At 64.8% G+C, this 20291-nt stretch carries 21 protein-coding genes; 13 read left to right on the top strand and 8 right to left on the bottom strand.

What is annotated here, in order from left to right; translation table 11 throughout:
* Both PJ259_RS04965 and PJ259_RS04960 read left to right on the top strand, forming a co-directional pair.
* A complete protein-coding gene (locus PJ259_RS04965; protein ID WP_271654957.1) occupies positions 1-1047 on the top strand; it encodes an ATP-binding protein in 1047 nt (348 codons plus the stop codon).
* Between the two features lie 110 nt (positions 1048-1157).
* Entirely contained in the window at positions 1158-1712 is a 555-nt protein-coding gene (locus PJ259_RS04960) for a vWA domain-containing protein (protein ID WP_333909678.1), read from the top strand.
* A gap of 129 nt (positions 1713-1841) precedes the next feature.
* On the opposite strand, the gene PJ259_RS04955 is transcribed toward PJ259_RS04960, so the two are convergent.
* The 4 genes from PJ259_RS04955 to PJ259_RS04940 form a co-directional block, all read right to left on the bottom strand.
* On the bottom strand, positions 1842-2762 hold the full coding sequence (locus PJ259_RS04955) for a metal ABC transporter substrate-binding protein (protein WP_059314990.1): 921 nt from the start codon (positions 2760-2762) through the stop codon (positions 1842-1844).
* A gap of 11 nt (positions 2763-2773) precedes the next feature.
* On the bottom strand, positions 2774-3643 hold the full coding sequence (locus PJ259_RS04950) for a metal ABC transporter permease (RefSeq protein WP_059314989.1): 870 nt from the start codon (positions 3641-3643) through the stop codon (positions 2774-2776).
* Positions 3640-4374, bottom strand: coding sequence for a zinc ABC transporter ATP-binding protein AztA (gene aztA / locus PJ259_RS04945; protein ID WP_059314988.1), 735 nt, complete (start codon positions 4372-4374; stop codon positions 3640-3642). The genes PJ259_RS04950 and aztA overlap by 4 nt, the downstream gene beginning before the upstream one ends.
* A 274-nt stretch (positions 4375-4648) precedes the next feature.
* Positions 4649-5746 (bottom strand): DNA topoisomerase IB, encoded by a 1098-nt coding sequence (locus PJ259_RS04940; RefSeq protein ID WP_271654956.1) that lies wholly within the window; start codon positions 5744-5746, stop codon positions 4649-4651.
* A gap of 81 nt (positions 5747-5827) precedes the next feature.
* Here PJ259_RS04940 and PJ259_RS04935 point away from each other — a divergent pair, with 81 nt between their 5' ends.
* The 7 genes from PJ259_RS04935 (at position 5828) to PJ259_RS04905 (ending at position 11690) form a co-directional block, all read left to right on the top strand.
* Entirely contained in the window at positions 5828-6085 is a 258-nt protein-coding gene (locus PJ259_RS04935) for a DUF3253 domain-containing protein (RefSeq protein ID WP_271654955.1), read from the top strand.
* 75 nt (positions 6086-6160) lie between these two features.
* Positions 6161-6469 (top strand): PepSY domain-containing protein, encoded by a 309-nt coding sequence (locus PJ259_RS04930; protein WP_271654954.1) that lies wholly within the window; start codon positions 6161-6163, stop codon positions 6467-6469.
* Positions 6470-6489: 20 nt separating this feature from the next.
* Entirely contained in the window at positions 6490-6765 is a 276-nt protein-coding gene (locus PJ259_RS04925; RefSeq protein ID WP_271655827.1) for a PepSY domain-containing protein, read from the top strand.
* Complete coding sequence (locus tag PJ259_RS04920; RefSeq protein WP_271654953.1) at positions 6766-7431, top strand: response regulator transcription factor; 666 nt, start codon at positions 6766-6768, stop codon at positions 7429-7431.
* On the top strand, positions 7428-8771 hold the full coding sequence (locus PJ259_RS04915) for a sensor histidine kinase (RefSeq protein ID WP_271654952.1): 1344 nt from the start codon (positions 7428-7430) through the stop codon (positions 8769-8771). Before PJ259_RS04920 ends, PJ259_RS04915 begins: the two co-directional genes overlap by 4 nt.
* Positions 8772-8838: 67 nt before the next feature.
* Positions 8839-10515, top strand: a complete 1677-nt coding sequence (locus PJ259_RS04910; protein ID WP_271654951.1) for a methyl-accepting chemotaxis protein — start codon at positions 8839-8841, stop codon at positions 10513-10515.
* Between the two features lie 125 nt (positions 10516-10640).
* The gene (locus PJ259_RS04905; RefSeq protein WP_271654950.1) at positions 10641-11690 is read left to right on the top strand and encodes an AI-2E family transporter; all 1050 of its coding nucleotides are present in this window, start codon (positions 10641-10643) and stop codon (positions 11688-11690) included.
* A gap of 189 nt (positions 11691-11879) precedes the next feature.
* On the opposite strand, the gene PJ259_RS04900 is transcribed toward PJ259_RS04905, so the two are convergent.
* On the bottom strand, positions 11880-12749 hold the full coding sequence (locus tag PJ259_RS04900) for a MurR/RpiR family transcriptional regulator (RefSeq protein WP_271654949.1): 870 nt from the start codon (positions 12747-12749) through the stop codon (positions 11880-11882).
* A 163-nt stretch (positions 12750-12912) separates the two neighbouring features.
* Between PJ259_RS04900 and zwf the strand changes: the two genes are divergently transcribed.
* The 4 genes from zwf to rluB all read left to right on the top strand — a co-directional run bounded on the left by zwf (position 12913) and on the right by rluB (position 16912).
* Positions 12913-14382, top strand: a complete 1470-nt coding sequence (gene zwf, locus PJ259_RS04895; protein WP_059314979.1) for a glucose-6-phosphate dehydrogenase — start codon at positions 12913-12915, stop codon at positions 14380-14382.
* Complete coding sequence (gene pgl / locus PJ259_RS04890) at positions 14369-15079, top strand: 6-phosphogluconolactonase (protein ID WP_271654948.1); 711 nt, start codon at positions 14369-14371, stop codon at positions 15077-15079. The genes zwf and pgl overlap by 14 nt, the downstream gene beginning before the upstream one ends.
* A gap of 20 nt (positions 15080-15099) precedes the next feature.
* A complete protein-coding gene (locus tag PJ259_RS04885) occupies positions 15100-15738 on the top strand; it encodes a bifunctional 4-hydroxy-2-oxoglutarate aldolase/2-dehydro-3-deoxy-phosphogluconate aldolase (RefSeq protein WP_271654947.1) in 639 nt (212 codons plus the stop codon).
* A gap of 130 nt (positions 15739-15868) precedes the next feature.
* Complete coding sequence (rluB, locus tag PJ259_RS04880; protein WP_271654946.1) at positions 15869-16912, top strand: 23S rRNA pseudouridine(2605) synthase RluB; 1044 nt, start codon at positions 15869-15871, stop codon at positions 16910-16912.
* Positions 16913-16943: 31 nt separating this feature from the next.
* On the opposite strand, the gene PJ259_RS04875 is transcribed toward rluB, so the two are convergent.
* From PJ259_RS04875 to PJ259_RS04865, 3 genes are all read right to left on the bottom strand, one after another.
* A complete protein-coding gene (locus PJ259_RS04875) occupies positions 16944-17867 on the bottom strand; it encodes a GGDEF domain-containing protein (protein ID WP_271654945.1) in 924 nt (307 codons plus the stop codon).
* 173 nt (positions 17868-18040) lie between these two features.
* Positions 18041-19042 (bottom strand): NADP-dependent oxidoreductase, encoded by a 1002-nt coding sequence (locus PJ259_RS04870; protein ID WP_059314975.1) that lies wholly within the window; start codon positions 19040-19042, stop codon positions 18041-18043.
* A gap of 57 nt (positions 19043-19099) precedes the next feature.
* Complete coding sequence (locus tag PJ259_RS04865) at positions 19100-20284, bottom strand: benzoate/H(+) symporter BenE family transporter (protein ID WP_271654944.1); 1185 nt, start codon at positions 20282-20284, stop codon at positions 19100-19102.
* Positions 20285-20291: the final 7 nt, after the last annotated feature.

Raw genomic sequence — 20291 nt, 5'->3', positions numbered from 1 at the left:
ATGACCGCTCCCGTCTTCCCCCTGGCCGCCGTGGTCGGCGCGGACGACCTGAAACTGGCGCTGTGCCTGAATGCCATCGACCCCCGCATTGGCGGGGTGCTGATCGAAGGCCCCCGCGGCATGGCCAAGTCGACCCTGGCGCGTGGTTTGGCGGATCTGCTCGGGGACGGCCCCTTCGTCACCCTGCCGCTGGGGGCCAGTGAAGAGCGCATCGTCGGCACCCTGGATCTGAACGCCGCCCTCGGCGCGGGGCAGGCGCGCTTCGCGCCCGGGGTGCTGGCCGCCGCGGACGGGGGTGTGCTCTATGTCGACGAGGTCAATCTGCTGCCGGACCACCTGGTGGACCTGCTGCTGGACGTAGCCGCCAGTGGTCTCAACCGGGTAGAGCGCGACGGCATCTCCCATGAACATGCTGCCCGCTTCCTGCTGGTAGGCACCATGAATCCAGAGGAGGGCGAGCTGCGTCCGCAGTTGCTCGACCGCTTCGGTTTCGCCCTGGCACTGGACAGCCGGCCGGCGCCGCGTGAACGCGCTGAGATCTTGCGTCGGCGACTGGCCTTCGACAGCGATCCCACGGCATTCGTCGCCCACTGGGAGCCTGACCAGGCGCGGTTGCGCGAACGTTGCGCCCAGGCCCGTGAGCGCCTGGCTAGCATTCCCCTGGATGATGCGGCCCTTGAGGCCATCACCTCGGGCTGCCACCAGGCTGGCGTCGATGGCCTGCGCGCCGACCTGGTCTGGCTGCGCGCCGCTCGAGCGCATGCCGCCTGGCGCGGCGCCGTGGCGATAGAACACGCGGACATTACCGCCGTAGCCGACTTCGCCCTGCGCCATCGACGGAGGGACCCAGCAGATTCCGATCAGGCAATACCACCCCTGCAGGGTGAGTCACCTTCTTCCGCTACTCCTGAGCAGGGGATGGGTAACCAACAGGGAGAGGGTGAAGGCGAGCCTGCGGGAGGTGAGGGAGACGCCTGGGGCGCCCTGGCACCGGAGCCTGTGGCAGGCGGCCCCAGACGTCGACTGGGCGGGCTAAAAAAGCCCTAGGCATCCGATCTCCCCACACCCAGGATCGCGATGCCCGGGTCGGGGTGGGCAAGGCGGCAGGCGGTCGTCAGGGCGCGCGGTCGCTGGGCGCAGTAGGCGCCGTCGCCTGGGTGCCCACATTGCTTCGTGGTCGCCCGCAGCGCATGAGCGATCTCGTGCGCCAGCCTCGCAGTCGACGGCCAGCCCAACTCTGGCTGGTGATCCTCGATCACTCTGCGTCCACTCGTCGTCATGGCGCCCTGGCCCAGGCCAAGGGGGTGCTGGCCGACTGGTTCGAACAGGCCTATCGACAGCGGGTCCGGGTGGCGGTGCTGCAAGCGGCGGGCGCGCGACCCGAGTGGTCCTTCCAGGGGCAGCGTAGTGGCCAGGCGTTGCAGGCCTGGTTGGATCAGCTGGAAGCGGGCGGCGGCACGCCGTTATTGGCCGGGCTGGCGAAAGCCGAGGGCTGGCTGGCGCGCCGCCGCCGGCAGCATCCCGGTGAGGAGTGCCAGCTGCTGCTGGTCACCGATGGGCGGCTGCGCGAGCTGGAAGGCCTGGCGGTCCTGAATTGTCCCATTCGGGTCCTGGACATCGAGTTGGGTCCGCTGCGCCTGGGGCGGGCAGCGGAACTGGCTCGCCGCTTGGGGGCGGAGTACCGGCATCTCGAAGAGGTGCCGGTCGTCTAGCCCTGTTGGGCTTCACTGCGCTCAGCCCAACCTACGGATGCTACGGACGTAGGTTGGGCTGAGACGGCTCTGCCGTCGAAGCCCAACGCAGCGAGGCTTCCGTCTTGCGCTGTCGGGAGGGTTCCGCTGTTAGTGAGCGCCCTTCATCGCCTTGACCAGGGTATCCACGTTGTAGCGGAACATGGCCGCGTAGGTAGGCGCCGGGCCATCGGCGGGAGACAGGGCCTCCACATAGAGCTCGCCACCCGGTTGCGCGCCGCTGGCCTTGGCGATCTGTTGTACCAGGCGTGGATCATTGGAGTTCTCGAAGAAGTAGGCGGCAACGTGCTCCTGCTTGATCTGGCGGATCAGCTTGGCGACGTCCTGGGCCGAGGCCTCGGCTTCGGTCGACAGCCCCAGGGGAGAAATGAAGGTCACACCATAGGCATCGGCGAAATAGCCGAAGGCATCATGGGAGGTCAGCACCTTGCGCTGGGCCTTGGGGACCTGGCCAATCTGTTCGCGGGCATAGCGATCCAGGGCCTCCAGTTCGGCGATGTAGCGATCGCCGTTGGCCTTGAACAGGGCGGCATCGGACGGATCCACCTCGGACAACGCCTTCACCACGTTGCGGGTGTAGACGATCACGTTGAGCGGGCTGTTCCAGACGTGGGGATCGATGCCGCCATGGTCATGACCGTGGTCGTCGTGACCGTGATCATCCTCGTCTTCTGCCATTTCCCGGGTCTTGACGCCTTGGCTGAGCACCACTGGCGGACGCGCCTGGCCGGAGGCCTTGATCAGCCGATCCATCCAGCCTTCCAGGTGCAAGCCGCTCATGAAGACCACGTCGGCCTGCTTCAGCGCCTGGGCATCGGCCGGAGTGGGCTCGTAGGCATGAGGATCGCCGTTTGGACCGACCAGCGAGGTGACCTGCACCTGGTCGCCGCCTACCTGTTTGACCACGTCGGCGATTACGGTAAAGGTGGCGACGGCCTTGACCGGCGCGGCCTGTGCCTGGCCGGCAACGGCGAGCAACAGGGCGGCGCCCAGCGAGAACAGGGATTTCATGATGACTCCTTTCAGTGGGTGAGATGAGGGCGAGGACGTAGCCGCCGGTACAGGCCCAGACGGCCGAACAGCAGGGAAAAGAGGTAGCAGCCGCCAGCGGTAAGCACGATGGCGGGCCCCGACGCATAGCCAAGGTGGTACGACAGCACCAGGCCGACCAGGCCGCTGAGACTGGCGATGAGGCTGGCCACCGCCATCAGGCCGGGCAGGCTGGTGGCCCAGAAGCGCGCAGCCGTGGCCGGAAGCATCATCAGGCCCACCGCCATCAGGGTGCCCAGGGCCTGAAAGCCGGCCACCAGGTTGAGCACCACCAGCAACAGGAACAGCAGGTGATAGAGGGAGCCACGACCGCCAACGGCGCGCAAAAAGCCCGGATCGAAGCATTCCAGGGCCAGCGGTCGATAGATCACGGCCAGGACCAACAGCGACAGGGTGGCGATGCTGGCGACCAGGTAGAGCGCAGTGGAGTCGATGGCCAGGATGGTGCCGAACAGCACATGCAGCAGATCCACACTGGAACCATGCAGCGACACGATCAGCACCCCGGCGGCCAGGGAGATCAGGTAGAAACTGGCGAAGCTGGCGTCTTCGCGCTGATTGGTAAAGCGGCTGACCAGCCCGGCGAGTCCGGCCACCAGGAGCCCGGCGAGCATGCCGCCGATACCCATGGCCGGTAGTGACAGACCCGCGACCATGAAGCCCAGGGCTGCGCCGGGTAGCACGGCATGGCTCATGGCATCGCCTACCAGGCTCATGCGCCTGAGCATCAGCAGGACGCCGACCGGACCGGCGCCCAGCGCCAGGGCCAGGCAGGCAACCAGGGCGCGGCGCATGAAGCCGAACTCGACGAAGGGTTCGAAAAGCAGCTGATAGAGGGTCATGCGCGCTCACAGACCGCCGCGTTGGCGTCCCAGCGCTCGGCGAGATTGCGCGCCCGAGCCAGGTTGTCGGCTACCAGCACCTGCTCGGTGCTGCCCCAGGCGATGGCTTCCCGGGCCAACAGCAGGGTTTCGGGGAAATGCTGGCGGACCTGCTCAAGGTCGTGCAGCACGGCGATCACGGTGCGCCCCTGACCATGCCAGCGGCGGACTATGGTCAGCAGATCCGCAGTGGTTCGGGCATCGATGGCGGTGAAGGGCTCATCGAGCAGCAAGACGGGCGCGTCCTGCAGCAGCAGGCGGGCGAACAGCACCCGCTGGAATTGCCCGGAGGACAGGGCGCCTACCAGACGATCTTCAAGGCCTTCGAGACCTACCGCCCGCAGTGCCTGGCACGCCTCCTGCCGGTGGGCGGCGGTAACGCCACGCCAGATGCCCAGTCCGCGCCAGGCGCCTAACACCACGGTTTCGAGCACGCTGAGGGGAAAGCTGCGGTCGATCTCCGCGGCTTGCGGCAGATAGCCCAGGCGTCTTTGGGATACGGCCCGGTTGACCCGCCCGCTGACGGGACGCAAGGTGCCGGCGATGGCTTTGAGCAGGGTCGACTTGCCCGCCCCGTTAGGGCCGACGATGGCGGTGAGACTCCCGGTCCGAAAACGGCCACTGAGGTGGTGGATGGCTGGGTGACGCTGATAGGCCAGGGTCAGGTCCTGCAATTCGATGGCGGCGCTCATGGCAAGGCGACCGCCCAGGAGACCGCCAGCCACAGGGCGACCAGTGGAATGCAGGTGAGCAGCAGGCGAGTAGGGACGGAGAGCAGCAGGAGGGAAGAGCGGTGGGGTGCCATGATCGAACCTTGATTAACGTCTTTTAAGTTATAACATAACGTTTTTAGCGAGTCATCAAGGCGCTTGGCGGCTGTGTGAAGGCGACATGAGTGGGCAAGGCGCGCTACGAGCGGCCAATAGGTCAAGATGGAAGGGAAGGCGGCCTAAGCCGCCCTGATCATCAGGCGGCCTGGGTTTCCGCCATCCGCTGTTCCAGGCGTTGCAGGAAGTTGAGCAGCAGCACCTCCTCCTCCTTGAGGCCCTTGCGCTTGCGCGGCTTGGGCAGGGTGCAGAGGTCGCCGGCGAGGAAGGCATCCAGCACGCCCGGATGGATATAGCACTTGCGGCACACCGCGGGGGTATTGCCCAGGGTGCGAGACACCGCTTTGACCATGTCCACCAGCTCCTTCTTGGCGTCGGTCTGGGTCTCGCAGCGCAGTTCACGCAGGGCTTCCAGCGCCAGGGCGCTGCCGGCCCAGGTGCGATAGTCCTTGGCCGTGAAGTCTGCGCCGGTCAACTCGTGCAGGTAGGCGTTGACGTCGGAAGAGGTCACGGTGTGACGTTCGCCATCGGCATCCACGTACTGGAACAGGTGCTGGCCGGGCAACTCCCGGCATTTCTTCACGGTGCGTGCCAGGCGCGGATCGCTGACCTTGATGTTGTGCTCCACGCCGCTCTTGCCACGGAAGTGGAAGGCGATGGTGTTGCCATGGACTTCGGCGTGCCGGTTGCGCAGGGTGGTAAGGCCGTAGGACTTGTTGCTCTTGGCGTACTGGGCATTGCCAACGCGGATGAGGGTGGCATCCAGCAGGCTGATGACCGTAGCCATGACCTTTTCCCGGCACAGGCCTCGCCGGGCGAGATCCTCTTCCACGCGCTGGCGCAGCTTGGGCAGGGCCTGACCGAAGGCCAGCATCCGCTCGTACTTGTCGGTGTCGCGGATCTCCCGCCAGCGGGGGTGATAGCGATACTGCTTGCGGCCGCGAGCATCGCGACCGGTGGCCTGCAGATGGCCGTTGGCATCCGGACAGATCCATACCTCGGTATAGGCCGGCGGAATGGCCAGCTTGTTGATGCGCTCGACCTCGGCCTGGTCGCGGATGCGCTCGCCGTCCGGGGTGAAATAGGCCCATTTGCCGCGCAGCTTGCGCCGACTCAGCCCCGGCTGACTGTCGTCGACGTAGCTGAGGTCGGGGGGCAAGGGGGTGCAGAGGGCGGTACCGGTGTCATCACGCTCGTCATCGGGGACGGGCAGGTCGGTCTGGGCGAGACGTTGCATTACTTTCGAGCGAGAGGTCATGACTACACCGACGTTTTCCTGGTCGAAACGGTGGACTCCAGGAAAAGGGACCGGGTTCTCATGACCGCACTCAAGCCGACCGACGCACAGTTGCGTGACGCCTTGCTGGCCAAGGCGGCGGCACGGCGCCCAGGCACGACCTTCTGCCCTTCGGAAGTGGCTCGCGACCTGGCCGCGGACTGGCGGCCGCTTATGGAGCCGCTGCGCCATGCGGCTCGCGAGCTGGCCCGCGACGGTCGGCTGCGGGTGACGCAGAAGGGCGAACCCTTGGATGCCGAAGTGCCCTGGCAGGGTCCGATCCGATTAAGCTTGGCTTAAGCGCCGTTTAAGTTTCGATTAATGGCGAATCGCTACTCTGGACCCAGATCGAACTGCAACCAGAGAGGAATCACCATGAAAAAGCTGACCACCATCGCTGCTGCCGCCTTCCTGCTCACCGGCGTGGGTGTAGCCCAGGCCCGCGACCTCGGCCCCGACGAAGCCCTCAAGCTGCGTGACAGTGGCAAGATCAAGAGCTTCGAGGTGCTCAACCAGGCTGCCATTGCCAAGCACCCGGGTTCGACGACCCACGAAACCGAGCTGGAAGAAGAATACGGCCGCTATGTCTACCAATTGGAACTGCGTGACCCCAAAGGTGTGAAATGGGATCTGGAACTCGACGCCACCACCGGCGAAGTCCTGAAAGACCAGCGCGACGACTAGGTGTCGCGCTTGTCGGGCTGCTGTTGCTCGGCAGCCTGTCACCCCTGATCCAGGCTCGCGATCTGGATCAGGACGAGGCCTTGAGGCTACGCAAGGAAGGGGTGATCCGCCCGTTGGAATCCCTGTTGCAACAGGTCAATGCTCGTTATCCCCAGGCACGGCTGCTGGAGGCCGAGCTGGAGGAGGAGGACGGCCAGTATCGCTACGAGATCGAGATTCTCGTCGATGATGTGGTCCGCGAGCTGGAAATTGGCGCGATGGACGGCGCCATCATGAAAGACGAGGTGGACGATTAGATGCGCTTGCTGCTGGTGGAGGACGACGTAGCCCTGGCCGACGAGATCGCCGCATTCCTTGCCCGCCAGGGTTATGCCATCGACTGGCTGGCGGATGGTCGGGACGCGGCCTGGCAGGGCGCCCAGGAGCCCTATGATCTCATCGTGCTCGACCTCGGCCTGCCGGGGCGACCAGGCCTGGCGGTGCTCGGCGAGTGGCGCGCCGCCGCCCTGGCAACCCCGGTATTGATCCTGACCGCCCGTGATAGCTGGGCGGAGCGTATCGAGGGTCTCAAGGCCGGTGCCGATGACTATCTGACCAAACCTTTCCACCCCGAGGAGCTGGGCCTGCGCATCGCCGCGCTGCTGCGACGGGTGCGGGGCGTGACCAATCAGCCGTTGCTGCAGGCTGCGGGGCTGGCGCTGGACGAGGCGCGCCAATGCGTGGTTCGCGGCAGCGACACCATCCCCCTGAGCGCCGCGGAGTTTCGCCTGCTGCGCTGCTTCCTGCTGCATCCCGGGCAGATCCTGTCCAAGACGCGCCTGAACGATCATCTTTACGATGGTGAGAGCGAGCGTGATTCCAACGTCATCGAGGTGCACGTCAACCATCTGCGGCGCAAGCTGGGGCGAGACGTCATCGAAACACGCCGCGGTCAGGGCTATCGCCTGGGCGGTGTGGATTGAGGTCCATCCAGGCCCGGCTCAGGATCGGGCTGGTTACCATTCTGCTGGCGGCGGGGCTGCTGCTGGTGCTGAGCGGTGCCTGGCTGGTGGACCACGCACTGCGGCGCTATCTGGAAACCGGGTTGCGCGGTGAGACGGAAAACCTGCTGGCTGCCCTGGTGCGCGGCCCCCATGGCCTGCAGCTGGACGAAGGCCGCCTGGGCAGTCTGTACACCCGGCCCCTGTCTGGCCGCTATTTCCTCATCGAGATTCCGGCCCTGGATATCCGCTGGCGCTCGCGCTCGCTCTGGGATGCCCAGCTCGAGACACCGTCCGCCGAAGGCCTGACCGAAGCCCTGGCCGACGGACCCAGTGGTCAGCGGCTGCTCACCTATCGTGCCGACTACCAGCGCTATGGCCAGCGGGTGAGGGTGACCGTCGCAGATGACTACAATCCGCTGTTGGCGAGCCTGACCCGTATCCTTGGCCTCGGTGCCCTGTTAGGGCTGGCGACGCTGCTGCTGGTGTTGCTCCTGCAGCGGCTCATCGTCCGCCGCGCCCTGCGGCCGCTGGACCAGGTGCGCGAGCAGATCGCCCAGCTACATCAGGGGCGGCGCACGGCACTGGACGCCACGGTACCTGCCGAACTGGTACCGCTGGTAGCCGAGATGAATGGGTTGCTGCGACACACGGATGAGGGCCTCAAGCGCGCGCGCCACGGCATTGGCAATCTGGGGCATGCGCTCAAGACGCCCCTGGCGGTGCTCACCAGCCTGGCCGAGCGACCCGAGCTGCAGGCGCTGCCTGATCAGCGCGATGTATTGCGCGAGCAGCTGGCACGCATCCGTGAACGGCTGGAGCGGGAGCTGCGGCGTGCCCGGCTCGCCGGCGAGGCCTTGCCCGGGGCGCACCTGGAGGTCGCGGAGCTACAGGAGCTCTGCGCGTTGCTCAGGCGCGTGCATGGCGAGCACCTGACCTTCGACTGCCAGCTACCGGAGGGGCTGCGCCTGCCCTGGGATCGGGAGGATCTGCTGGAGTTGTTTGGCAATCTGCTGGACAACGCGGGCAAATGGGCCACGCAGCGGGTACGCCTGGAAGTCCGGCAGGAGGAGGGGTATCTGATCTTGGTCGAGGACGATGGTCCGGGCGTACCGGAAGGTGAGCGTCAGGCCATCTTGAGTCGCGGCAGCCGCCTGGATGAAGCCGTGGCGGGCCACGGTCTGGGACTGGGAATCGCGCGGGACATCATCGACGGTTGCGCTGGAACCCTTGAGTTAGAAACCTCGGCGCTCGGTGGGCTCGCCGTGGTCATTCGGCTGCCGGCACCAGGAGTGGGTAAAAAAAATTCGTTCGAGAGGTGACTCCGCGGTCAAGTTCGCGGGCAGGAGGCCGATAACGGCCCAAGCTCTTGCGACCAAGGAGAAACCCATGAGCCTGAAAGTCAAAGTTACCCTGTTGGCCGTGCTACCCGTCTGCCTGTTTACCCTCGTACTGGGTGGCCTGTCCTACTGGGTATTGCATGAGCAGGCACTCAAGGATGTCACCGACGCCCGCGAGCGGCTGATGGCCCAGAGTCGTAGTGCGTTGCAGAACACCGTCGAGACGGCCATGACCGTGGTCAAGCCGCTGTACGACAAGGCCGCGGAAGGTGATGCCGAGGCGCGCAAGGAGGCCATCCGCCTGTTGTCGTCGATCAGCTATGGCAAGGACGGCTATATCTTCGGCTACGACTCCAACGTCGTCCGGCTGTTCAAGGGCAATGACCCGGCCGGCATCGGCAAGAGCTTCAAGGACAACCGCGATCCTGCGGGCGTCTACCTCAACCAGGAGTTGGTGCGTGCCGGCAAGGACGGCTCTCACTTCAGCCGCTACAGCTCCTCGCTGCCGGGCAACAAGGACATGCTGGTCCCCAAGCTCGCCTACACCGATTACCTGCCCAAGTGGGACCTGGTGATAGGGTCGGCGGTAAACCTGGACGGTGTGGACGCCGAGGTCGCGGCGGTAGCCGATCAGGTCGCCGAGCGCACCCGTGCCCAGCTCTGGCTGATCCTCGGCGTGGCCGGCGTGCTGCTGGTGGTGATCGGTATCGTGGCGCACGTCTTCGCGGCGCGGACCCTGAGACCCCTGGCGCAGATTCGCGAGAATCTCGACGACATCGCTGCCGGGGAGGGCGATCTCACTCGCCGCCTGCCGGTCAACGGTCGCGACGAGATCGGTGAGCTCGCTGCCTCCTTCAATCGCTTCGTCGATCGGATCCAGGGCACCATCAGCCAGGTCGTCGACATCACCCAGCAATTCACCGGTCTGCTCGGCGATGTCGCCCGGCAGGCCCAGCACACCGATCGCGACATGCAGCGTCAGCGCAGCGAAACCGATCAGGTGGCGACCGCCATCAACCAGATGTCCGCTGCAGCCCAGGAAGTGGCCAGTAGCGCGCTGAAGGCCTCGGAGGCGACCCGGGAGACCGAGGAGCAGGGCCGTCTGGCCCGGGAAACGGTTGCCACCAGCGTGACGCGCATCCATGAACTGGTCGAAGAGGTCCGCCAGAGCAGCGTCTCCCTCGACGGCCTCAAGCAGGATGTGGGGGCCATCGTTGGCGTTCTGGATGTGATCCGCGCCATCGCCGAACAGACCAACCTCCTGGCCCTCAACGCCGCCATCGAGGCAGCCCGGGCCGGTGAAGCCGGTCGCGGCTTCGCCGTCGTGGCCGACGAGGTGCGGGCGCTGGCCAGTCGCACCCAGCAGAGCACCCAGGAGATCCAGGGCATGATCGATCGCCTGCAGCAGGCGACGGGGCGTGCGGTAGGTGCCATGGAGCGCTCGGGTGGCATGGGTGAGGCGACCACCGCCCAGGCCGAGCAGGCTGGCACCGCGCTGGCCGCCATCAGCGAGCTGATCGCCACCATCAACGCCATGAACATCCAGATCGCCGGTGCTGCCGAGGAGCAGACCGCGGTGGCCGAGGAGATCAATCGCAGCGTCCATACCATCGCCAATGCCGTCGACAGCATGGCTCAGGGTGCTCAGCAGGGGGCCCAGAGTACCGCCGGGATGGTCGGCCTGGGCGAACGCCTGAACGGGTTGGTCCGCCAGTTCCGTGTATGATCCGGAGGCGCGCCGGAAGCTCCGGCGCGCCTCTCCAGGCCGAGTTGGGGGTGCTTATGGGAACCCCACGGCTTCCGAGGCTCTAAGCAAGGCCTGTCTTCCTTGTTTGGAATCGCGAAACGCCAATGAAAAGTGCTCGGTTGGAAAACAAGACGTTCCTGATCCTGCTGGTGGTGGTCTCGCTGGCCTTCGTCTGGATCCTCACCCCCTTCCTGGGCGCGGTGTTCTGGGGGGCCATCCTCGCCATCCTGTTCGCCCCCCTGCAGCGCTGGTTCGTCAGCCGCTTCAACAACAGACGTAACCTCGGTGCCCTCTGCACCCTGTTCGTGATCCTGCTCATCGTCATCCTGCCGGTGGTGTTCATCGCCATTTCCCTGGTGCAGGAAGGCTCCTTGCTCTACCAACAGATCAGTAGCGGTCAACTCAATTTCGGCCAGTACTACCAGCAAGTCTGGGGTGCGCTACCGGACTCGGTCCGTGGCGTCCTGCAGCGCTTTGGCGCTGGTGACCTGGATGGCATCCGCCAGAAGCTGTCCACCGGCGCCATGCAGGGCAGTCAATGGGTCGCCACCCAGGCGTTCAGCTTTGGCCAGGGCACCTTCCAGTTCCTCATCGGCTTCGGCGTGATGCTCTATCTGCTGTTCTTCCTGCTGCGCGACGGTTCGCAGCTGGTGGCGATGATTCGCAAGGCCATACCGCTCAGCGACATGCACAAGCGCAGCCTGATGGCCAAGTTCACCGCCGTGGTGCGCGCCACGGTCAAGGGCAACATCATCGTCGCTGCAGTGCAGGGCGCTCTGGGCGGATTCATTCTCGGCGTGCTGGGGGTCCAGGGCGCGGTGCTCTGGGGTACCCTGATGGCCTTCCTGTCGCTGTTGCCCGCGGTCGGTTCGGCGCTGATCTGGGTACCGGTGGCGATCTACTTCCTGGCGACCGGTTCGGTGCTCAAGGGGGTGATCCTGATCGTCTTCGCGGTGGTGGTGATCGGCCTGGTGGACAACATCCTGCGCCCCATCCTGGTGGGCAAGGACACCAAGATGCCCGACTACGTGGTGCTGATCTCCACCATCGGCGGCATGTCGCTGTTCGGTCTCAACGGCTTCGTCATCGGCCCGCTGGTCGCGGCGCTGTTCATGTCGACCTGGGACCTGTTCAGCCACCGCGACGACATCTGAAAACCCGCTTGCGGTCTGCCTGGTGTCGGCCAGGCGTCGTTGAAAATGCGCTGGAAGGCAGCCCTGTTGGAAGCTCGTTTACTCAAGGTAGGCGGGCTTCCTCGGGCGGTTTCGCGGGCTCGTCCAGATCTTGTTCGATGCCGGTGTGCGAGCTCGCAAGCAGGCTTTTACTTGCAGGTCAGGGTGCCCTCAGCCCTGGTCCGGCTCCGAGGGATAGCGGGTCGCGACCAGGCTCTCCTTGACCTTGCGTAGGTGCGGCTGGAAATCCACGCCGCGCTTGAGGGTCACCCCGGTCGCCAGGATGTCCAGCACGGTGAGCTGGATGATCCGCGAGGTCATGGGCATGTAGATGTCGGTGTCTTCCGGCAGCGGGATGTCCAGGCTGAGGGTGCAGACCTTGGCCAGCGGGGTATTGCTGGCGGTGAGGCCGAGCACAGAGGCGCCGTTATCCCGCGCCAGCTTGGCCACGTCCACCAGCTCACGGGTGCGTCCGGTATAGGAAATGATCACGAACAGCTCGCCGGTCCGGGCGATGGACGCCAGCATCCGTTGCATCAGCACGTCCGAATGCGCCGAGACCGCCATATTGAAGCGAAAGAACTTGTGCTGGGCATCCAGGGCCACCGGCGCCGAGGCGCCCAGGCCGAAGAAGTGGATCTGCCGAGCCTGGATCAGCAGGTCGACCGCGCGATCCACCACCCCGGCGTCCAGGCGCTGGCGGGCACTGTCCAGCGAGGCGATGGTGCTGCTGAAGATCTTTTCCGCATAGGCCTCGGGGCCGTCGTTGGCGGCCACCGCCTGACTGACGTAGACCGCACCGCTGGCGATGCTCTGCGCCAGCTGGATCTTCATTTCGGGATAGCCGCTCACGCCCAGGGAGCGGCAGAAACGATTGACCGTGGGTTCGCTGACCTGCGCCGCCTGGGCCAGGGCCGCGATGGTGTAACGCGTGGCCTGCCGGGGATTCTGCAGGATGACCTCGGCGACCTTGCGCTCCGCGCGATTGAGTTCGCCGATACGGGTCTGGATGGTTTGCAGCAGGGTGCTGGCACGATCCATGAGAACTCCTAGTGGTTGTTGTGCCTCTATCCTAAGGCTATAAAAGGTTTGGACCAGGCTGACTCTGGGCCGTATTTTTTAATATAAAGACTACGCGAATCGCCCCGGCTCCCCTATGATGGCGCTGGAATATCTCAAACTTTAAGTAAAAGAACGAATATTTATGGCTGGCGTCCGAGTTCTACCCTGTACCCTGGCAATCTTCGGCGCGTTGGGCGATCTGGCCCTACGCAAACTTTTCCCTGCCCTGTATCAGCTGGATCGTGAAGGTCTGCTGCACGAGGATACCCGCATCATGGCGCTGGCGCGTGACCAGGGCGATGGGGTCAAGCAGCTTGAGCACATCGAGGAGCGTCTGCGCCACTATGTGCCCAAAGCCGATTGGGACGAAGCGGTATGGACCCGGATGCGCGCTCGCCTGGGCTATCGCGCCATCGATTTCCGCAATCGCGAAGACTATACGGGACTGGCCGAGGATGTGGGCGAGACCGCCCCGCTGATCGCCTATTTTGCCACTCCGGCGTTGGTCTACAGTGCCATCTGCGAGAACCTCGCCGCCGTTGGTCTGTGCGAGCGTACCCGGGTGGTGATGGAAAAGCCCATCGGCTACGACCTGGAATCCTCCAAGGTGGTCAACGATGCCGTGGCACGTTTCTTCCCTGAAGACCGCGTCTATCGCATCGACCACTACTTGGGCAAGGAAACCGTCCAGAACCTCATCGCCCTGCGTTTCGCCAACAGCCTGTTCGAGACCCAGTGGAACCAGAACTACATCTCCCACGTGGAAATCACCGTGGCCGAGAAGGTCGGTATCGAAGGTCGCTGGGGCTATTTCGACCAGGCCGGTCAGTTGCGCGACATGGTGCAGAACCATCTGCTACAGCTGCTCTGCCTGACCGCCATGGATCCGCCGGCGGATCTTTCGGCCGATAGCATCCGCGACGAGAAGGTCAAGGTGCTCAAGGCACTGGAGCCCATCACCGCCGATCAGCTGGCCAGCCGCGTGGTCCTGGGGCAGTACACCTCGGGCTACAGCGATGGCAAGCCGGTACCGGGCTACCTGGAAGAGCCCAACTCCAATACCGAAAGCCGCACCGAGACCTTTGTCGCCATCCGCGCGGATATCCGCAACTGGCGCTGGTCCGGTGTGCCTTTCTATCTGCGCACCGGCAAGCGCATGCCGCAGAAGCTGTCGCAGATCGTCATCCACTTCAAGGAACCACCACACTACATCTTCGCGCCGGAGCAACGCAGCCTGATCAGCAACCGCCTGATCATCCGCATCCAGCCGGATGAGGGCATCTCGCTGCAGGTGATGAGCAAGGACCAGGGTCTGCGCAAGGGCATGCAACTGCGCAGTGGTCCGCTGCAACTCAACTTCTCCGAGACCTTCAAGCACCTGCGCACGCCGGATGCCTATGAGCGGCTGCTGCTGGAAGTCATGCAGGGCAACCAGTCGCTGTTCGTTCGCAAGGACGAAATCGAAGCGGCCTGGAAATGGTGCGATCAGCTGATGGATGGCTGGTCGAAGATGGGCGATTCGCCCAAGTCCTATGCCGCCGGCAGCTGGGGTCCGCTGACCTCCATCGCATTGATCGCACGAGACGGGAGATCCTGGTATGGCGACATCTGATCTGGGGCAGGGTGTGACCCTGCACGAATGGCCCGACCGCGAGGCCCACGCCGCGGCGCTGGCCGAGACGGTCACCGCGGCGCTGCGCGAAGCCCTGGCTGCCCGAGGCGAAGCGCTGCTGATCGTTTCCGGTGGCCGCAGTCCGGTGCCTTTCCTGGAGCGTCTGGCCCAGGCCGACCTGGACTGGGCCAAGGTGCTGGTCACCCTGGCCGATGAGCGTTGGGTGCCAGGCGACCATCCCGATAGCAATGGCGGCCTGTTGCGCAAGCACCTTTTCCAGGGACCGGCCGCTGCTGCGGGCTTCGTCGATCTCTACACGCCAGCGGCCACCACGGAAGAGGGCATGGCCCTGACCGAGGCCCGCCTGCGCGATGCCTTGGCGACCCCTGATGTCTTGGTCCTGGGCATGGGCGATGATGCCCACACCGCCTCGCTGTTCCCGGGTAGTCCTGGCCTGGAAGAGGCCCTGGACCCGACCAGCGAACGCTTGAGCTTTCCCGGCGTAGCGCCATCCGCGCCCCAGACCCGGATCACCCTGAGCCGTGCCTATCTGAGCCGCGCCCGTCAGCAGATCCTCGCCGTCCAAGGCGCGGGCAAGCGACAGGTACTGGAAACCGCTCTGGCCGAGGGCGACGAGCTGGCCACTCCGATCAAGGCGTTCCTGCGCGAACCCCTGGTCGTCTATTGGTGCCCCTGACGAGGAGTTGAGTTTTGGACATGCAGAACAAGATCGCGACCCTAGATGCCCTGTGCGCACGCGCGCGAATCCTGCCGGTGATCGTGATCAACGATCCGGCCGACGTATTGCCGTTCGCCGACGCCATGGCCGCGGGTGGTCTCACTGCGCTGGAGATCACCCTGAGATCAGCCTATGGGTTGGATGCGGTGCGTCTGCTGCGTCAGGAACGTCCCGAGCTGGACGTCGGGGTCGGCACGGTGCTCGATGTGCGGATGTTCGAGGCGGCGGTCGAGGCCGGTGCCCAGTTCATCGTCACACCCGGTACCACCGAGGAGATCCTCCAGGCTGGGGTTTCGGCACCCATTCCGCTGCTGCCAGGCATCGCCACGCCGTCGGAAATCATGCAGGCGTACCGCCTTGGCTATCGCCGCTTCAAGCTGTTCCCCGCCAACGTCTATGGCGGCGTGGATGCACTTAAAGCCTTCGCCGGTCCCTTCGCCGAGCTCAAGTTCTGCCCCACCGGTGGCGTCAATCCGGGCAATGTGAAGAACTACTTCCAGCAGCCGAACTTGCTGTGCGTGGGCGGTAGCTGGATGCTGCCCGGCGATGTGGTGAAGGCCAAGGACTGGACGCGCGTCGAACAGCTCTGCCGCGACGCCATGGCGACGCTCGACTGATACTGCGGCCATTCGTCACCTGCCAGCCTGGCTAGGCTGGCGCGAGCAGGGGCGCTATCATGCGCCCCTGTCTTTTTCCTGGCGCCCGTTCCGTGGTGCCTTTGTCGTCCACTACACCGGGAGGTGCCTGATGACCCTCGACAAGAATCTCCAAAACGAATCCCTCGACGAAACCCCACCTGCGCCAGCCGGCGAAAAGCTGCAGAAGGTGCTGTCGCGCCTGGGCGTTGGCTCGCGTCGCGACGTCGAAGCCTGGATCGGCGAAGGTCGCATCAAGGTCAACGGGGTGGTCGCCCCCCTGGGTCTGAGGGTCATGCCCAAGGACGCCATCGCGGTGGACGGGCGCCTGCTCAAGCGCGACCAGGCCGAGGAAGTGGTACGGCGTGTGCTGATCTACAACAAGCCCGAAGGTGAGATCTGCACCCGTGATGACCCCGAAGGCCGGCCCACCGTGTTCGACCGCCTGCCCAAGCCCAAGCAGGGCCGCTGGATCAACGTTGGTCGCCTGGACATCAACACCACCGGCCTGCTGCTGTTCACCACCGATGGCGAATTGGCCAACCGGCTGATGCACCCGTCCTACCAGATGGACCGTGAGTACGCGGTACGGGTCCGGGGCGAAGTGACCGAAGAGATGCTGCTGCGCCTGAAGAACGGGGTGATCCTCGAAGACGGTCCAGCGCGCTTCACCGACGTCCAGCAGGCACCTGAGGGTGATGGCTTCAACCACTGGTTCCATTGCGTGGTGATGGAGGGCCGCAACCGCGAAGTACGCCGGCTGTGGGAATCCCAGGGCCTGGTGGTGAGCCGTCTGAAGCGCGTGCGTTTCGGTCCGGTGTTCATGACCAGCGATCTGCCGGTTGGACGCTGGCGCGAAATGAACCAGGCGGAGATCGACATCCTCGCGGGCGAAGTCGGCCTGCCACCGGTAGCGCTCCCGTCCATGGGGGGTAAGACCAAGGAAAAGATCGAGCGTCAGCAGCGCAAGACCGCGCGGCCGATCGATGCCGGTCGGGGTTCGCGCAACAAGACCAGCAAGCCCCAAGGCTCTGCCGTGGCTGAACGGCCCAGCGAGATGGGCCGCAAGCCGGTCAGCAAGGGCCGTACCTCGCCGGGCATCGCCCCGCGTCGTGGGCCCAGCGGTGGCGGTACTGGCAAGGGCGGTCGCCGTTAAGCAATAACGGTCGCCTGGCTACAGGCGACCTTCAGGCCAGGCTGCAAAGGCGATTGCGGCCCTCGGCCTTGGCTTGGTAGAGGGCTCGATCCGCGCGCAGCACCAGGCAGCGCGGCGACTCAACCTCTCTCAAGGTCGCCAGGCCGATGCTCAGGGTCACCGGCAGTGGAATGGCCCCATCCGTCGTACCCTGAGTCTCCACTGCCGCCCTCAGACGTTCGGCCACGATCTGCGCCGCCTCATGGCCGGTGGCCGAAAGCAGAACGCAGAATTCCTCGCCGCCAAAGCGAAAGACCATGTCCATGCTTCTCAGGCTGTTGCCGAGCGTGCAGGCGGTCTGGCGCAACACATCGTCACCCACGCTGTGGCCGAAGCGATCATTGACGCGCTTGAAGTGATCCAGATCCAGCATCAGCAGCGACAGCGGCTGTTGGGTACGCCGTGACAACTCCAGTTCGCGTACCAGGGCACGATCCAGGGCACTGCGATTGCCGACCCCGGTCAGAGGATCGCGGAGGGCATTGTTCAAGGCCTCGCGATAGAGCAGGGTGTTGCGAAGGGGAAACATCAGGCTGCCGAGCAGGTATTCCAGGGCCGAGAGTTCGTTGTCTCGAAACGGGTCGTGACGGATGAAGCTCAGGTCGCCCAGGCGGATGTCACCCTGGCTCAGGTGGTAATGCACCTGATGACCTTCTTCCAGACCGAGGCGGATGGCCACGTCTTCTCGCGCATGGCGGTAGCTGAGTCCGGGTAGCTCGATCAGGGTGCCCACTTCCTGCTGGAAGAGCTGCAGCACCCGTTCGAGATCCAGGGACGACTGCAGCATGGAGGTCAGGCGTTGGCGTAGCGTGCCAAGGACCTCAGGGTTGCTTTCGCGGCTGAAGGCAGCCTGATTGGCGTTACGCTGTTGACGCGCGCGATCGAGATTGATGGTGTTGGATGAGGGCGGGACCATGCCTGTTCTCCTTGGCCGATGGCCTCGCTACAGCGAGAACCGTGCCAGCTCAGGAGAATCAATAAAATCAACTACTTAGCGATATGCTGGCCAGTGGCCGTCTGTAAGTTGACGTCTTTTACCCAAGCGGACCGCCAAAGCGGCCCGCTCGTGACGATTTTCCGACGCCTGGTTCAGACCTTGAGAACCAGCTTGCCGAAGTTCTCGCCAGAGAACAGCTTCATCAGGGTCTCGGGGAAGGTATCCAGGCCTTCCACCACGTGCTCGCGGGATTTAAGCTGACCATCGGCCAGCCAGATCGCCAGCTGCTGTTGGGCTTCGGCGTAGCGAGCGGCGTGGTCCAGCACGATGAAACCTTCCATGCGTGCCCGGTTGCTGAGCAGCGCCAGGTAGTTCTGCGGGCCCTGGACCTTGTCGCTGTTGTACTGGCTGATGGCGCCACAGAGCACCACCCGCGCGCGGAAGTTGATCTGCGTCAGCACCGCATCCAGGGTTTCGCCGCCGACGTTGTCGAAATAGACGTCGATACCGTTGGGGCATTCGCGACGCAGCGCAGCCGCCAGATCCGGCTCAGCCTTGTAGTCGATGGCGGCGTCGAAGCCCAATTCCTCGATCAGATAGCGGCACTTTTCCGCGCCGCCGGCGATGCCCACTACGTGGCAGGCCTTGAGCTTGCCGATCTGGCCGACCATGCTTCCCACTGCACCGGCAGCGCCGGAGACCACGATGGTCTGGCCAGCCTTGGGCTCACCGACCTCCAGCAGACCGAAGTAGGCGGTCAGACCGGTCATGCCAAGCACCGAGAGATACTGAGGCAGGCTGGCCTTGCTCGGATCCACCTTGTAGAAGCCCTGGGGGTCGCCGAGGTAGTAGTCCTGGATGCCAAGCATGCCGTTGACCGTGTCGCCGGTCTTGAAATCCGGGTGGTTGGATGCGACCACCTCACCCACGCCCAGCGCGCGAATGACCTCGCCGATGCCGATGGGCTTGATATAGGACTTGCCTTCGTTCATCCAGCCACGCATGGCCGGGTCGAGAGAGAGAAACAGGTTCTTGATCAGCACCTGACCGGCGCCGGGTTCGCCGACTGGCTGCTCGACGCGCTCGAAGGTGTCGGCGGTGGGTTCTCCGGACGGGCGCTTGGCGAGCAGGAACTGGCGATTGGTACGGGACATGGTGTTCTCCTGACGTGAAGGATCCAGTTCCGACCGGTCAGGAGGGGCTGAGGTTTCCTAGCGGCGTGCGGTGAGTAGCAAACTGGCCAAAAGACCGGCCACCAGACCCCAGAAGGCGGAGCCGATGCCGGCCAGCGTCAGCCCCGAGGCAGTGACCAAAAAGGTGATCAGCGCCGGTTCGCGCTGGCCAGGGTCGGCCAGGGCGCCGTGCAGGCCGTTCATGATGGAACCCAGCAGGGCCAGAGCGGCCACCGAGATTACCAGTTCGCCCGGCAGAGAGGCGAACAGCGCCGCCAGGGTGGCACCGAACAGACCGGCCATGCCATAGAAGAGGCCGCACCAGACCGCGGCGGTGTAGCGCTTGCTGGCATCTTCATGGGCCTGAGGGCCAGTGCAGATCGCGGCGCTGATAGCCGCCAGGTTGATGCCGTGAGAGCCGAAGGGGGCCAGTAGCAGTGAAGCGATCCCTGTGGTGGCGATCAGCGGCGAAGCCGGTACGTCGTAGCCATCGGTACGCAGCACGGCGATACCGGGCATGTTCTGGGAGGCCATGGCCACTACGAACAGCGGGATGGCGATGCCGATGGTGGCAGCCAGGGAAAAGGTCGGCACGGTCCATACCGGGACGGCCAGCTCCGGCCGCAAGCCTTGGAAATCCAGCAGGCCCAGCCCGGCGGCCAGCATGAGGCCGACCATCAGAGCCACCAGCACGCAATAGCGCGGCCACAGCCGCTTGGCCACCAGATAGGCGAGGGCCATGCCCAGTACCAGTGCGGTCTGGTGCTGGACCGCAGTGCAGATCTCGATGCCGATGCGAAACAGGATGCCTGCCAGGAGGGCGGCGGCGAGCGCTGGTGGTACCCGGCGCAGCAGGCGGTCGACGCTACCGGTCAGGCCGCAGAGGGCGAGTAGCACCGCGCAGATCACGAAGGCGCCGATGGCATCGCTGTAGGGCACCGACGGCAGGCTGGTGACCAGCAGGGCGGCGCCCGGAGTCGACCAGGCGATGACGATGGGGGTGCGGTACTTCAGCGAGAGGCCAATGGTAGTCACGGCCATGCCGATGGATAGCGCCCAGATCCAGGAGGAAATCTGTCCGGTGCTCAGGCCGGCGTTCTGGCCGGCCTGGAACATCAGCACCAGGGAGCTGGTGTAGCCCACCAGCATGGCGACGAAACCGGCGACCACGGCGGCGGGAGAGCTATCGGCCAGAGGTGTCAGCCGTTGCGGAGCTGCGTGCATGGCGAGC

Source organism: Pseudomonas sp. JBR1 (assembly GCF_028198185.1).
GTDB lineage: Bacteria > Pseudomonadota > Gammaproteobacteria > Pseudomonadales > Pseudomonadaceae > Chryseomonas > Chryseomonas oryzihabitans_E.
Note: the sequence above shows the minus strand (reverse complement) of the source record. Positions and strands in the feature narration are given on the sequence as shown.